7 protein-coding genes and 1 tRNA gene are annotated in these 15945 nt (G+C 69.1%); 2 read left to right on the top strand and 6 right to left on the bottom strand.

The features are described 5' to 3' along the window. Window positions 1-9 precede the first annotated feature (9 nt). A tRNA-Arg gene (locus ACRAKI_RS13155) sits at window positions 10-81 on the bottom strand. Window positions 82-1514: 1433 nt separating this feature from the next. On the opposite strand from ACRAKI_RS13155, the gene ACRAKI_RS13150 reads away from it, so the two are divergent. Then, entirely contained in the window at window positions 1515-3770 is a 2256-nt protein-coding gene (locus ACRAKI_RS13150; protein ID WP_447007349.1) for a rhamnogalacturonan lyase family protein, read from the top strand. Between the two features lie 120 nt (window positions 3771-3890). On the opposite strand, the gene ACRAKI_RS13145 is transcribed toward ACRAKI_RS13150, so the two are convergent. Then, on the bottom strand, window positions 3891-5360 hold the full coding sequence (locus tag ACRAKI_RS13145) for an aldehyde dehydrogenase family protein (RefSeq protein ID WP_447007348.1): 1470 nt from the start codon (window positions 5358-5360) through the stop codon (window positions 3891-3893). Between the two features lie 239 nt (window positions 5361-5599). Between ACRAKI_RS13145 and ACRAKI_RS13140 the strand changes: the two genes are divergently transcribed. Next, on the top strand, window positions 5600-6010 hold the full coding sequence (locus ACRAKI_RS13140; RefSeq protein WP_447007347.1) for a hypothetical protein: 411 nt from the start codon (window positions 5600-5602) through the stop codon (window positions 6008-6010). A gap of 51 nt (window positions 6011-6061) precedes the next feature. Here ACRAKI_RS13140 and ACRAKI_RS13135 read toward each other — a convergent pair whose 3' ends face one another. The 4 genes from ACRAKI_RS13135 to ACRAKI_RS13120 all read right to left on the bottom strand — a co-directional run bounded on the left by ACRAKI_RS13135 (window position 6062) and on the right by ACRAKI_RS13120 (window position 15657). Further along, window positions 6062-6628: an AAA family ATPase gene (locus ACRAKI_RS13135; protein ID WP_447007346.1), complete on the bottom strand. Its 567-nt coding sequence runs from the start codon at window positions 6626-6628 to the stop codon at window positions 6062-6064. Window positions 6629-6940: 312 nt separating this feature from the next. Further along, complete coding sequence (locus ACRAKI_RS13130) at window positions 6941-8494, bottom strand: cellulose binding domain-containing protein (protein WP_447007345.1); 1554 nt, start codon at window positions 8492-8494, stop codon at window positions 6941-6943. Window positions 8495-8917: 423 nt separating this feature from the next. Further along, entirely contained in the window at window positions 8918-11359 is a 2442-nt protein-coding gene (locus ACRAKI_RS13125; protein WP_447007344.1) for an OmpL47-type beta-barrel domain-containing protein, read from the bottom strand. Window positions 11360-11364: 5 nt separating this feature from the next. Next, window positions 11365-15657 (bottom strand): alpha-L-arabinofuranosidase C-terminal domain-containing protein, encoded by a 4293-nt coding sequence (locus ACRAKI_RS13120; RefSeq protein WP_447007343.1) that lies wholly within the window; start codon window positions 15655-15657, stop codon window positions 11365-11367. Window positions 15658-15945: the final 288 nt, after the last annotated feature.

Here is a 15945-nt window from a genome sequence, read left to right as displayed (position 1 = left end):
GTTGATCAGACATGGAGGCGGGATTCGAACCCGCGCCCTCCCCGTCCGAAGCGGGGCGATCTGCCACTGATCTACTCCATGAGGCGCCCGGATCGTATCCGGCCGCGCACGCCGGGGGCTCCCGATTGTTAGGACAGACAGCTTCGCCAGCACGTTGCCCACGTGCCGCTTCACCCCGTTGATCCCAATACCCAACCGGTTCGTGATCCGCTTGTTGCTGCGCCCCTCCGACAACGGGTCGCGTTGCGGGACTTGTCCGGTGAGCAGTGGCTGGTCCCGACCCCCGACCCCCGGCCACCGGCCACCGGCCACCGGCGTGCGATCGTGGAAGGGGCGTGCGCGGACAGCGGTTGCGTCCCCGACGTGCGACTGTCCGGGGACGTCGACCTGCTGCCGGACACCCTCGACCTCGGCGTGGGCGTCACGCTCGCGAGTCCGCTGTGCGGGCGGTTCTTCAGCGACAAGCTCGTCATATGCCTACTGGCGGAATCGTTGGTCGAGCGCAAGTCGTGCGTGCGGAGGTCCGACCGCGTGTCCTCGGCGATGGTCCACGACCTGATCGGGGAAGCAGCAACAGGAACACCCATCCCACGCACTGCCCTCGGTTGCCTGACACCGCCTGCAACGAGGCTCAGGCATCACGCGACGACGCCGGCCAGGCGCTCGCTGCTCGCGACCTCCTCCTCGCAACGATGTAACCGTTTACCGAGACACCACGGTAGGGGGTCCAATCCAAGGAGGTCAACGGGTTGACCAGCGGCAGTAAGCGCTTTATGTTCGGCGGACCGCGCCCCTGACGGGGTGACCCGCCAACGACGACGGAGGCCAACGCGGTGGCGAAGCGAGCTGTGAACGCTAACAGGATCGACATCTCCCGTTCAACGGTCTTGTCGACGCCGAAAATATTGCGCTATGGTCTTCTGGGAGCGCTCCCAGACCAGTAGATCGACGCGGGGCCACGAGCGTTCACGATCCTGCTCGCAAGGAGGCGACGCGTGGATACCTGCACAAAGCCGCAGTTCATTCTGCATCGGCACGACGTGAAGACTGCTCGATCAGCCGCCGTGCCCACATACCCCCGAAGCTGAGCCCACGCTTTCGACCGCCGTCTCCACAGACGTCGTTCGCACAGCCCTCACGGCGCTTCAACGGCTGGCTTGTTAGCGCTAACACCTCTGCCCGCCTGCTGTCTGAGGATTTGCTGTCACCAGGCGCCCTCTGCCTTCGTCCGGGCCGCATCCTCGACACGCCGCTGCGCCGGCAGGCCCGCTTCGACGCGCTGGAGTTGGAGGCGGAGCAGGAGAAGCTGCGCAACCCTCCGCGCCACCCGCACCGGCCTGACGGCGGCCGGCACCACCGTCACGCCCAGCCCGATCACCCCGTCCGGCGGCCTCACCACGCGGATGCCGACCGGCTGCTGACACCCGGATGCCGACAGGACCGTTCCCCTTCCACCGAAAGGAAGTTCCGTGATCCACTCGAACCCGGCACGCCGGAGATGGCGTTCCACCATAGTGGCGACCGTCCTGGTCGTCCTGGCCGGCGTCGTCACGGCAGTGGCCTCGACTCCCGCCGCCGCGGCCACCATCGACACCAACGCCTGGTACCAGCTCGTCTCGCGGCACAGCGGCAAGGCGATCGACGTGTGCGAGCAGTCCACCGCCGACCGCGCCTGCATCAACCAGTGGGCGCCGCTCGCCCAGGCCAACCAGCAGTTCCAGTTCGTCTCCTCCGGCGACGGCTACTACCGGCTGAAGGCCCGCCACTCCGGCAAGGTCATCGACGTGCTGGACTGGTCCACCGCCAACGGCGCCGAGCTGATCCAGTGGCCCGACACCGGCGCGGCCAACCAGCAGTGGCAGGTGCTCGACACCGACAGCGCCCACGTCAAGCTGGTCAACCGGAACAGCGGCAAGGCGATGGACGTGTGGGAGCAGTCGACCGCCGACGGTGGTCGCATCTCGCAGTACACCGACAACGGCGGGGTCAACCAGCAGTGGCGCCTGGTCAAGGTGGACGACGGGACACAGCCCGGTGAGGGTCGTCGGATGGAGAGCCTGGGCCGCGGTGTTGTGGCCGTGCGGTCCAGCAGCACCCAGGTCCTGGTCAGCTGGCGGTTGCTGGGCCTGGACCCGGTCGGGATCGGCTTCAACGTCTACCGCTCCACCGCGGGCGGTGCCGAGGTCAAGCTGAACTCCTCGGTGCTCACCGGCGGCACGAACTACGTCGACTCCACCGCGAACCTGTCGCAGTCCAACAGCTACCGCGTCCGACCGGTGGTCAACGGCGAGGAGCAGGCGGCGAGCGGTGCGTTCGTCCTGGCCGCCAACCGCGCGACCGAGCCGGTGGTGCGCGTGCCGCTGCGCGCGGGCGGCGCGGTGAAGTTCCTGTGGGTCGGCGACCTGGACGGCGACGGCGAGTACGACTACGTGCTCGACCGGCAGACCTCGCCGCAGAAGATCGAGGCCTACCGCCGCGACGGCCGGTTCCTCTGGCAGGTCGACATGGGGCCGAACAGCACCAACCAGAACAACATCGAGGGTGGCTCGTCCACGATCAACGTGGGCCACAACGACGGTGTCACCGTGCAGGACCTCGACGGTGACGGCCGGGCGGAAGTCGCGGTGCGGATCGCCAACGGCGTCACGTTCGGCAACGGCGTCAGGTTCACCAACAGCGACAACAACCGCCAGTTCATCGCCATCCTCGACGGGATGACCGGCGCGCCCCGCGCCACCGCGCCCGTGCCGACCGACTACCTGGCCGACGGCCCGATGTACGCGCGGTTCGGCGTGGGCTACCTCGACGGCGTCAACCCGAGCCTCGTGGCGTTCATGAAGAACCGCATCGGCAACGGCGGCTTCAACCTCATGTTCGCCGCCTGGCGGTTCACCGGCAGCACGCTGACCATGCAGTGGAAGTTCCTGCGCGGCAACCAGGACCTGCCGGACGGGCACAACACCCGGATCATCGACGTGGACGGCGACGGCCGCGACGAGATCGCCGAGATCGGGTTCGTGCTCAACGGCGACGGCACCCTGCGCTACAGCCTCGGACCGGCCGGCATCGTCCACGGCGACCGCTTCCACATCGCCGACATGGACCCCAGCCGTCCCGGCCTGGAGGGCTACGGCGTGCAGCAGGTCAACCCCAGCGGCCTGCGCGACTACTACTACGACGCCGCCACCGGCAGGATCATCTGGCGGCACGTCGAGCCCGGCACCGCCGACGTGGGCCGCGGCATGGTCGGCGACATCGACCCGCGCCACCCCGGCATGGAGGTCTGGGCCTTCTCCGGGCTCTACAACGGGCCCACCAACCGGCTCACCCAGTCCGACACGTCGTTGCAGCCCTGGCCGCAGCTCGGCTTGTACTGGGACGGCGACACCACCATGGAACTGCTCAACGACGGCAAGTTCGAGAAGTGGAACCCCACCAGCCCGACCACGACCAGCAGGGTTCCGCGACTGCTGACCACCGGCAACTACGGCGCGGTCGACGCCGCGCAGGGCAACTCGCCCGTCATCTACGGCGACATCTTCGGCGACTGGCGCGAAGAAGTCCTGTACACCAACGCCGCCTTCAACGAACTGATCATCTTCACCACCGACCGGCCCAGCAACACCAGGCTCTACACGCTGGCCCACAACCCCGCCTACCGCAACGCCATGACCCTCAAGGGCTACATGCAGTCCCACCACGTCGACTACTTCATCGGCGCGGGCATGGCCACACCACCGCGACCGAACATCACCTACCAGCCCAGGTAGGAGTGTCCGGCGCTGTCGGGTGAAACGACGACCGGGCTGTCGCGAACGTCTCCCGCGACAGCCCGGTCCCCCGTTCACCGAGCTGCGCCGGCCGGTCCTCCGGCCGCCCGGCGCCGATCCTCAGATCGGGAAACGCGCGTGGCCCACCGCTTGTGCGGTGACCCACCGCGTGTCGGTGAAGGCCTCGGCGCCCGCCTGCCCGCCGAAGCGGCCGTAGCCGGAGTCCTTCACCCCGCCGAAGGGCGCCTGCGGTTCGTCCGCGATCGACTGGTCGTTGACGTGGACGATGCCGGTACGCAGACGGCCCGCTACCTCCAGGCCCTTCGACAGGTCCTCGGTGATGACGCCCGCGGCCAGGCCGAACCGGGTGTCGTTGGCGAGCGCGACGGCCTCCTCCGTGCTGTCGACCACGTGGACCACGGTTGCCGGGCCGAAGATCTCATGGTGGTAGATCTCCATCTCCGTGGTGACGCCGGTGAGGACGATCGGACGGATCAACGTGCCCGGCTCCTCGATCTCGCCCGTGCCCGCGACCAGTTCGGCGCCTCGGGAGACCGCGTCCGCGACGAGCGCCGAGACGCGGCGGGCGGCGGCCTCGTCCACGACCGGGCCGATCGCCGTTCCGGGGTCGCTCGGATCGCCGTACGGCAGAGCCCGGACGCGGTCGGCGAACTTGGCCGTGAACTCTTCGGCGACCGCGCGGTGGACGATGACCCGGTCCACGCACATGCAGATCTGCCCGGCGTTCATGAAGGAGCCGAAGACCGCTGCGCCCACCGCGTAGTCGACGTCCGCGTCCTCCAGCACCAGCAGGGCGTTCTTGCCGCCCAGTTCGAGCACGGCGGGCTTGAGGTGCTGGGCGGCCAGGACGCCGATCGTGCGGCCGACCTCGGTGGAACCGGTGAAGTTGACCATCCGCACCCTGGCGTCGGCGATCAGCGCGGAGACCACCTCGGCCGCGTCGGCGCGGTCGTTGGTGACGACGTTGAGCACACCCGCGGGCAGCCCCGCCTCGTGCAGGACGTCCGAGATCAGCAGGCCGCAGGCGATCGGCGCGTTCTCGCTGGGCTTCATCACCACGGTGTTGCCCATCGCGATCGGCATCGCGACCGCGCGGACGCCGAGGATGACCGGCGCGTTCCACGGCGATATCGCGGCGATCACCCCCTTGGGCACCCGCACCTGCGTGGAGTGGACCCCACCGGCGTTGGTCGCGAGTACCTGGCCGGTCGGGCGGGTCACCTCGGCTGCCGCCTCCAGCAGGATGTCGGCGGCCAGGCCGGCGTTGAAGCCCGCCCAGGGCGCGACCGCGCCGACCTCCTCGGCCATCAGTCGCACGACCTCGTCGGTGCGCTCGGCCATCAACTGCGCGGCACGCAGGAAGATCCGGCGGCGTTCGGCCGGCTTGGTCGCGGCCCATCCCTCGAACGCGGCGTCGGCGGCGTCCACGGCGCGGCGCACGTCGTCCGGTGTGCCCGCGGCGACCTCCGCGCAGACCGCGCCGGTCCAGGGGTTGACGTCGGAGGTGGTGCGCCCGGAGGAGGCCGGGACCTCCTGGCCGTTGATGATCAGTCCTCGCGAGGTGGACACAGTGCTCCTGAGAGTGGAATCGGGGCTTCAGGCCTCGACGGACACGGGCGAGGGGGTGGTGTGCCGGTCCCCTGTGCGAAGAGCACGACGTCGGCCGGCAGGTCGTTCCTCCACTCCACTCCCACTTCGCTTCCGCGAACATCCTGGGCTTCACCACCATGCCACGGATCGGCGACGGGGCAGCAGCCGAAGTTCGGCATGGAACGCTCTCCTGAACACCTGTATGCCATCATGGGTCGGTGGTCCGGATGGCGCAGAGGCGTGTGATCGTTCCCGCGGTCGTCGCCCTCGTCGTCGGCTGGATCGCCTTCATCGCGATGTCGATCGCGCAGGCCCCGGTGCCCGGTGCTCCCTCGCTCGACGATCTCGCCAGGGACTTGCGCGTCTCGCTGGACAACCGCGATCGGGACGCCTTCGCGAACCTGGTGGACTATCCGAGTTCGGCCGTCGAAGACTTCGCTGACTCGTACTTCAGCCGCCTGGACGAAGCGAAGATCGGCGGGATGACCACGACGCCCGGCAGCAGTCGCAGCGGTTTTCCGCAGATCGTGGTGTCCGGCCGTTCGGAGTTCAGCGGCGAGGTGAGTTTCACCCAGCCCGTCGTGGAGAAGGACGGGCGCTGGCTGCTCTCACCGCTGCCCGCGCTGTGACCACGCCGCAGGCCCCGCCCCGCCCGGTGCGGGGAGAAGCGGTGCCAGGCCTCAGATGGGCAGGCCGGCCAGCCAGCGGTCCGCTTCGGCGGACGAGCGGAGCCGGATGACCGACACGCCGGTCAACCGCGGGGGCGACAAGCGCAGCGGCAGTTCCCGGCGGTGGCGGCGGTGCGACGTGATCGCCCACCTGATCAGCGACTTGCGACCGAGCAACCCGCCCAGCGTCTCCTTGTTTCCCGCCCACAGCTCCGTCCCGCGGATGATCCGGCCCAGGCTGCGGCGGATGATCCTCGGCAGGATGACCGTCAGCGGGACGTCCAGCCAGATGATCGTGCTCGCCCGGTTCCACAACATGTCGCTCACCAGGTCGATGTAGTTCCCGTCGACGACCCAGGTCTTCCCGGCGGTCTGCTCGGCCACCCGCTCCCGGAAGACCTCGATCGGCACGGCCGACCAGTTGGGAGCGTGGTGCAGGCCGTCGAGCTCGATGTGCGGAGCGCCCGTGCGACGAACGAGCTCCTCGGCGAGCGTGGACTTCCCGGATCCACAGGTACCCAAGATCACGATCCGGTCCAGCACGTCGGTGACGAGCTTCCCCGTGGTGTTCCCACTCATCGTGGAGCCGTTCCTCGTCTCCTGGTTCGAGGCTGGGCGCGAGAGCGAGCGTCACGGCCGGGTCGCCTGGGTCCTGGCGGACCGCTGCGCACTCGGCGAGGGAGGTACTTCACGCAGGGCACTCAGCCACAGCCCGGTTCGCCGGATCTTGCCAGACGGGTGCACCGGTCCGGGGCGGGAACGGCCGAACCCGCGCCGGTCAGGTGACGGGTGGACGACGTTCACCGCCGATGCCGACAGCGGGACGGCGGCTACCGAGCCCGTTGCCCGGTAGCCGCCGTCCCCGTACTGCCCGATGGTGGTGGAACCCCGCTAGCAGGTGCCGTTGGACTCCTGCATGCCGGTGTTGGCGCCTGCCGTGCGGCTCACGATGCCGGGCACGCAGTTGGTCTGGTCGAGCCTGTAGCTGTAGGGGATGCTGACCGTGGTGGTGGACTTGACGTCGGGGCCGGCGGGCCTGGTCTCGCTGCCGGGGGCCGACCAGGTGATGTTGTCGAAGATGTTGCCGCTGACCTGCCAGTACCCGGCCATGTCGGTGTAGAAGGTGCCGAGGACGTCCTTGGAGTCCTCGAAGTAGTTGTTGTCCACCTTGGCCTTGGCACCGGCGCGGGAGTTGATGCCGGACTCGTTGAGGCGCACGTAGTGGTTGTTGTACATGTGGCCCACGCCGCCGCGCAGCAGGGGCGCCCGCGAGTCGATGTTCTCGTACAGGTTGTGGTGGAAGGTGACGAACCCGTTGGAGAGGTCGCTCTCGCTGGACCCGACCAGCCCGCCGCGGCCGGAGTTGCGCAGGGTGCTGTAGGACAGGGTCACGTACTGGGTGTCGTTCTTCATGTCGAACAGGCCGTCGTAGCCTTCCGACTCACCGCCCGAGGCGAGCAGGGTGGTGTGGTCGACCCAGACGTTGCGGACGTTGCTCTCCATGCCGATGGCGTCACCGCCGTTGGACGTCGGGGAACCGGACTTCTTGACGTTCCGGACCGTCACGTTCCGGATGATGATGTTGCGCGACTCGCGGATGTGGATGCCCAACTGGTCGAAGACCGCTCCGCTGCCCACCCCGATGATCGTGACGTTGCTGATCTGCTTGAGCTCGATCACGTTCGAGGCGGTCGAGCAGCTGCCGCCCGACACCTGAGTGGTGTTGCCGTGGTTGATGGTCCCCTCGACCTCGATGATGATCGGGGTCGAGCGGCTGGCCCGGCTGCACAGGGCCGCGTGGATCTGCGTTCCCGTGGTGGCCCGGACCTTCGCACCACCCTGACCGCCGGTCGTCCCACCGTTCGCGGACGCGTAGCCGGTCGCTGCGCCCGTGGGCGGCGGGTTCGACGTCGTGGTGGTGGTCGTGGTGGTGGGGGTCGTCGTCGACGTCGAGGTCGTCGTGGTGGTGGTCGACGTGGAGGTCGTGGTGGAGGTCGAGGTGTTGGTGGGCTGCCCGGTGCAGGCAACGCCGTTGAGCTTGAAGGAGGTGGGCGCGGGGTTGGAACCGCTCCAGGAGCCGTTGAAGCCCGGCGTGACCGACGCGCCCGTGGCCAGCGAGCCGTTCCAGGACGTGTTGCGCACCGTCACCGCGCTGCCGGACTGGGAGAACTCACCACCCCACAGCTGCGTCACCTGCTGACCTGCCGCGAACGACCACTCCAACGTCCAGTTCGACACCGCGTCACCCAGGTTGGTCACGGTGACGTTGGCGCCGAACCCACCGGCCCACTGGCTGGTCACGCTGTAGTCGACCCGGCACCCGACCGCCGCGTTGGCATTGGTGCCTGCCGCCACCACCAAGCCCCCGGTCAAAGCGGCCACGGACACCGCCGCGGCAATACCGGCGGCCCGACTTCTCGTGCGTTTACCAATGCGCAGACTCATGCTTCGCCTCCTTGCGAACAGCACTCCTGGACGATGGGTCCCCAACGACACCGACCACTGCCGACTGGCGGGATCAGCGGCGATCACCTCACCCTGGGAACGCTCCCAGGGAGCATTGCGCAAGGTTGCGGAACAGGCAAGGAAATTCACATCGGTGAACGGCAGAAGGCGACTGCGGACTACGTTCCAGCAGATCACAGGCCAAAAATCGATTCAGGTGCAATGATCAAGTTCCATCGAGCACGATGAGGGCCGCCGTCCGGGCGTGCCATCACGGAAATGTCGAAACGGCAGGTCGCGGCAGTGCGCCTGAATGCTTCGGCGAAGTGCGGTTCAATCCTGCTGCCACACCTCCGGCGCTGGTGCTCCGATAAAAGAAGCGGTCGCCCCGACAGATGTCAGGACGACCGCTTCCGCGAGGCACTAGCGCTTGTTGACCTTCAGGGGGACCGTCGTCGTCGACGGGGCGTGGTTGGCGTCGCCGTCGTAGACCACGGTCAGCTGCCACCGGCCGACGCCGAGCGTGCCGGTGTCGATGGCGACGGTGGCACGTCCGTTCACCAGGGTCGCGCGACCCACCTCCAGGTCACCGCCGGAGATGATCCGGACGGCGCCCGTCGGGGTGAACGGGCCGCCCTCCACCTCGACCGCGGCGAAGACGTCGCCGCCCGGCTTGACCGCGTCCCGGTTGAGGGTGGCGGTCGTCGTGCTCGGGTCGAGGGTCTCCCTCGGCACGGAGATCGTGTTGACCTCCTCGACGAGACCCGCGTGGTCGACGGCCCGGTACCGCACCGTCGTGGCGACATCGCCGAAGGTCAGCGGCGCGGAGTACGGCGTCCACGCCGCGTCGCCCACCTGGTACTCGACCCGCGCGACGCCGGAGGTGTCGTCCGCGGACGCGATGGACACGGACCGGGCCGCGGTGTTCCACCAGGCACGGCTGACCGGAGCCCGCGTGTCGACGTCGACCTCCCGCGTCACCGGGCTCGACACGTTCCCGGTGATGTCCGTCGCCCGCGCCTGCACGGTGTGCCTGCCATCGGTCAGCGTCACCACGTCAGCGTCCCGCCAAGCGCCGTCCACGGCCATCTCGACGGACCGCACGCCGGTCTCGTCGGTGGCCGTCGCCTTCACCTCGACCGGAACCGTGAACCAGCCGCCGGTCGGCGAAGCGGGCGTCGTGCTCAAGGACACCGCCGGGTCCGATCCATCGGTCACGGTCACCGCCGCCGTCGCGCGGACCACCTGGCCCGCGAACGTGCCTTCCACCTGGAACGAACCCCACGACGCGTACCGCGACGCGTCCACGTCGGCCCAGTCGACCGCCGTCGCGCGGGTCGAGCCGTCCGCGTAGGTCACGTCCACGGTGGACGGGAGCGACGGAGCCACACCCTCACGGGTCCGCACCGACACCGGCGCGACCGACTCGGCCAGCAGGTTCGGCTGCATCGCCGCGCGGAGCGCGTCCAACTCGGCCTGGCTGATCGGGATGACCGTGCCGTGCCGCGGGCTGCTCGGCAGCGCCGAGTCCGGCACCGCCGTCCAGACGCCGGAGGCGATGTCGTCGGTGTGGAACGCCATGTACCCCCGACCACCGTGGTAGCTCGGCTGGTCGATCAGCATGTGCCAGCGACCGGGCACCACGTTGTCGCGGAACACCGTCGGGCCCTCGCCGCCGGTGAACGTCCCGCCCCACGGGTTGGGCTGGCCGACGCCGATCCGCTCGCGGACCAGGGTCCACGGCGACGACGTCGTGGTCGGCAGCGTCCCGGTGACCGTGGCCATCAGGTCGGTCGACTTCTCCTGCCGGACCGTCATGGACGCCTCGTCCTTGATGAACCGGTAGAAGGTGTCGCCGTCGCGCACCACGGTCGCGTCGATCATGCCGAGACCGGTGCCCCGCTTGACGTCCACCCACGGCTTCGCCTCGCTGAACGTGCGGAAGTCGCGCGTGGTCGCGTACATCATCCGGTTGTAGGAGGTCCGGAAGTCGCGGGAGGCGACGTCGGTCGTCGGGTACAGGTTCGACGCCCAGTAGACGACGTAGTCGCCCGACGCCTCGTCGTAGAACGCCTCGGGCGCCCAGGTGTTGCCCGCGAAGTCCGACGACACCTTGGTCATCCGCTGCTCCGACCAGTGCACCAGGTCGGTGGACTCCCACACCACCAGGTGCTTGCTGCCGGACTCCTGCGCCTCGCTGAAGTTGTTGCCACCGAAGATCTTCAGGTCGGTCGCCAGCAGGTAGAACTTGTCGCCCTCGTGCGACCGGATGAGGAACGGGTCGCGCAGACCCTGCTCGCCCATGGTCGAGGTGAGCACGGGACGGCCGTTGTTCAACTCGTCCCAGGACCGCGGGTCGTTCCCCTTCGACGCGGCGAAGTAGATCTTCTCGCCGTCCGCGGTGCTCTCACCGACGAAGTACGGGAAGAAGTACGCCTCGCGGGTCGCCGGGGCGGGCATCGGGAGCACGGTGACCGGGATCGTGCGGGTCGCCGTGCTGCCGCCCAGCGTGGCGGTGACGGTCAGGTCCACCGTCACCGGCTCGCCGCCGTGCGCGGGCCGGGTGACCTCGCCGGTGGCGGTCACCACGCTCTCGTCGCCCGACTGCCACGCCAGCGTCGCACCGTGGGCTCCGGTCAGGGGGAGGGTGAGGTTCCCCCGGACGCCATCGGCGTCGGTCAGCGTGACGGCGTCGACCGCGCCCTGCGCGGTGCCGTCGTCGGCCGCGGTGCCCGTCGTCTCACCCGCCTCGTACCGGGCCACGACCGGCCCGGTCGCATGGGCGGGCACGGCGGCGAACCCGCCCGCCACCAGTGCGGCGCCCATCAGCACGAGGGTCGCGCGCTTCCGCATCGCGATCTTCATCCCGGTCACCCTCTCTTCGGCTTGGTGATCCGCACGACCACGCTGGTCTGCGAAGGGCTGTGCCCGCCGTCGCCGAGGTAGCGCACCACGAGGGTGTGCTCACCGACGCTCAGGCCGCTCGTGTCGAGGGACACCGTGGCGGTCCCGTTGGTCAAGGCCGCTGATGCCAGGGGCACGGACGACTCCAGGATTCGAACCTCACCGGTCGGCGTCGTGCCGCCGGACGTGCTGCCGACCTTCACGGTCAGCGGGAGGACGGCGCCCTGCTCGACCCTCGGCTTCGAGGGCGACGCCGTCGTCGCGGTCGACTTCAACTGCGCCTGCTTCGCGGGCACCACGACTGTTCCGGGCTCCTCGACGTTGCCCAGCCGGTCGACCGCGCGGAACTGCACCGCGGTCTCGGCGTCGCCGACCACGACCGGAGCCGTGTACGGCTGCCAGTCGGCCGTGCCGATCCGGGTCTCGACCCGGTCGACCCCGACGCCGGAGTCCGCGGAGCGGACCGCGACGGTGCGCGCGGCGCCGTCCACGGTGGCGTTGGAGACCGGCGCGGCGCTGTCGATGCCGAACGTGACGGGACGGACCACGCCGACGTTGCCCGCCGCGTCCACGGCGCGCACCTCCACGGTGTGCTGACCGTCGCCGCTGACCTGCACCTTGGCGTCGGGGTACGACAGCCACGCGCCGCCGTCGACGCGGAACTCGATCCGGTCGAGTCGACGGTCGTCGGTGGCGGTCGCCGACACGGTGACCGGGTCGCCGTACCAGCCGTTGACGGTCGTGCCCTGCAGCGTCACGTCGTCGACCACCGGAGCGACGGCGTCGGCGGTGTGCATCCGCAGGAATGTGATCGACTGCGCGGGGAAGTCGTAGCTGAAGTCGTTCGACAGCCCGCTGATCTGCCGGGTCGTGGGCACCACCTTGGTCGGGTCGGCCTTGGTGTTGGTGTCACCGGGCGCGCCGGTCATCTGGGTGACCTCGCCGTCGGGCAGCACTCCCGCATCCGCGACCGTGACCCTCGTGCGGACGGTCTCGGCCGAGGTGTTGACCACCTTGGCCACGATGTCGCCGCTGGCCTTGTCCCGCGTGACGACCTGGAACAGCTTCTCGTCCGCGCCCGACTCGTAGGTCATCTGCAGCTCGCCGTTGAGGTACAGCGAGATGGTGTTGCCCGCGACGACGACCTTCACGCGGTAGGTCGCGCCGGTGTCCACGCTGTGGCCCTCGACGGACTTGACCTCGACCGCGCTGCCGCCGGAGGCCTTCTGCAGCACCGACCGGGTGTTGTTCCAGCCGCCGAGGTTCCACCAGTAGAAGTCGTTGGTGGCCTGGGCGCCGAACCCGATGAGGAAGCCCTCGGCGCCGGAGAGCTTCTTGGCGTCGAGTTCCAGCGTGTAGTTCGTCCAGTCCTTCGCGTACGCGTCGTCGATGATGCTGCGGGCGTCCGTGGTCGTCGCGGAGGACTGGACGTACTCGCCGTTGGAGACGCTCCAGCTGCCGGCGACCGGGTTCCACTGGTCGCCGTTGGTGAAGTCGTCGGAGAACAGCGTCTCACCGCCGGCGTTGGAGGTCACCCGGACGTTGTCGTAGGCGGCAGCGGTGTTCCAGGTGGACAGGAAGATGCCGCCGTCGACGATCGACTTGTTGACCGAGCCGTCGAAGGTGCTCGGCACGACTTCGTCACCGACGTTGTTGCCGAACATCTTCTGCACCTCCCAGTTGGGGGTGTTCCAGGACTCGTCGTTGTCGAACCAGATGGCGTCCGGGCTCCACTGCACGTACGACTCGTTGGACAGCAGCGGCGCGTAGGAGGCCAACTGGACCACGTCGGCGTTCCGCTGCAGACCCGTCATGTACGAGGCTTCGGCCAAGGCGTTGTGGAACGTGTTGCCGCGCGAGGCGTACTCGCCCAGGAACACCTTGGGGCCGTTGCGGTCGTAGCTGTCGTAGCGGTGGTTGTTCAGCAGGAACCAGTCGGGGTCGTTGTAGTAGTGCTCGTCGACCATGTCGACGTTCTGGCGGCGGTTGAAGTCCCACAGGGTGTCGAACCGCGCGCCCGCGTCGTCCGGGCCGGAGTTGGAGATGATGGTGATCTCCGGGTACCTGGCCTCGATGGCGTCCCGGAAGGCCGGGAAGTTCGCCTCGAAGGTCGTGGTGTTCTCCTCGTTGCCCAAGCCGATCTTCTTCAGCCCGAACGGCTCCGGGTGGCCGAGTGCGGCCCGCTTGGCGCCCCACTCGGTGGTGACGTCGCCGTTGGCGAACTCGATGAGGTCCACCGTGTCGTCGACCCAACGGGCGATCATCGCCGGGTCGCGCATCTCGGGGATGCTGCTGCCGCAGCCGTTGGCGCCCACCGACACCACGGGCAGCGGCTCGGCGCCGAGGTCCTCGGCGAACTTGAAGTACTCGAGGTAGCCGATGCCGTAGGTCTGGTTGTAGCCCCAGAAGTTCCAGTTGGTGGGGCGCTCCTCGACCGGGCCGATGGTTTCCTTCCACTGGTAGGTGCGGCGACGGTCGGTGAAGCCGCTCTCCTCGTAGGTGCGGAACGTGCCGACGTTGGTGACACAGCCGCCGGGGAAGCGCAGGAACGTCGGCTTGAACGCGGCGATCTTCTCGGCCAGGTCCTTGCGGAGCACCGACTTGCCGTTCACCGCGCCGACCCAGCGGTCCTGCGGCATGAGCGAGATCATGTCGAGGCCGACCGTCGAGGCCGCGCCCGCGGTGACGACGAGGCGCGCGGCGTCGGTCGTGGCGGAGGCGGTGAGCGTCACCGGGTACTGCTTCCAGGTGTCCGAGCCGTCAACGGCCACGGCGCCTTCGGCGTAGGTGACGGCGCCGTCCGCGCTGACCAGCCGGACCGCCAGGTCCTGGGCGGTCGTGGTCCGCGCCCACACCGAGGCGTCGTACTTCGCGCCCGCCTTGACCGCGAAGCCGCGGTTGTAGCCGAGGTTGCGCAGGCCGTCGCCGGGACCGTCCGCGACGAGCCGGAAGTGGTTGCGGTTCATGGCGTTGAGCCGGGTGTCGTCGTCGACGACGAGCGCTTGCGGAGCCGCGCCGCCGCCGTTGACGATCTCCCAGCCGGTCATGCCGGTGAAGCTCGCGTTGTCCGAGGTGTTGAACTCGAACGACCGGTTGCGCACCAGCTCGGCGTAGAGGCCGCCGTCTGCGGCGTAGTTGATGTCCTCGTAGAAGATGCCGAACATCGTGTCGCTGATCTGCGCGGCGGACGCGTCGCCGTCGATGGCCAGCTCGGCGTTGGACGTGCTGACCTGGGCGAGCTTGAAGCGGACCGCGGAGGCCTTGTCGCCGAACACCAGCGGGCCGGTGCCGCCCGCGTAGCCGGTGCCCTCGGCGTCGCGCAGGAAGAGCTCGCCACCGGCGGCGTCGGTGAGCCGCACGGGTGAGGCTGCGCCGCCGGTCTGGCCGAGCGCGAGGCGGCCGTCCGTGACGACGACCGGGCGGTCGCCCTCGGCGGTGCGCAGGTGGACCGTGCCGTCGGCCTGGGCGCTCGCGGTGAAGGCCAGGGTGGACAGCGGCGGCTCGGGCGAGAGGGCCAGGCCGGCCTCGGTCTCGACCAGGTGGGCGCCCCCGGCGTCCTTGATCGAGAACGTGCCGCCGGGCTGGACGTCCCGGCCCGCGGCGGCGGTGACCCGGAAGTCGTCGAACGCGGCGTCGAGCGTCGTGCCGTCGAGCGCGCCGAGGGCGTAGACACCGACCTGGGTCGTCTGGAACCCGGCGGTGACCGCGGAGGCGTCCACCCACGCCCCGGAGGCGTTCTTGTACCGGGTGGTGATGGTGTCGCCGACCCTCTGCAGCTGCAGCGTCTCGCCGGTCGAGGCCGGCCGGTCGACGAACCGCTCGGAGCGGAACACGGCGGCGGTCTCGATGTCGTTCTCGATCGCGATCCCGGACGGGGCCAGGGTGCCCACGAACGTCAGGCCCGAGCGGACGTAGTTGTCGATGTCCTGCCAGGCGATCAGACCGGCGCCCTGGTAGGTCTTGGCGACCTGGGCCCGCACGGTCACCTCGGCGGTGAAGTCGCCCGCCGGGATGTCGACCATGAACACGTTCCGCGCCGTGTTGGTCGCCTGGTAGGTGTCACCGGTCTGGCCGGTGACCCGCAGGGATCCGTCGAGGAGGGACCACGCGCCCGCGTCCTCGTTGACGATCTCCCACTCCGGCCGGAGTGCCGTCGAGGCGAAGTCGTCCGCCCACGTCTCTCCTTCGACAGCCCCCGCGCTGGGGGTGACCACCGCGGAGAGCGTGACCCCGAGGGTGACCGGCAGAGCCGCCGCCACCAGGGCACTGATCCACCGTCGGCCTGGTCTTCCGACCGACCGCTGCGCTGTCGTCATGAGGGGTGCTCCACTCTGAGTTCCACCGCCGTAGGAAATGCCAGCGTTTACCACCGGGGAGTGTGAGCGTTAACAGCGGTGACCGTCAAGGGACGGTTTGCCACGACGGACCGGCTCAGGGTCCCAGAACAGCCCATAGTGAGCGCTCACAAGTGGGGAGGCAGCGCCGCAGCAGCCCGCCCCGGTGCGGGTTCGATCTTGTGCACGACCACCGCTCAAGCCCGCGCCGGG

The organism is Saccharothrix isguenensis (assembly GCF_052936305.1).
Note: the sequence above shows the minus strand (reverse complement) of the source record. Positions and strands in the feature narration are given on the sequence as shown.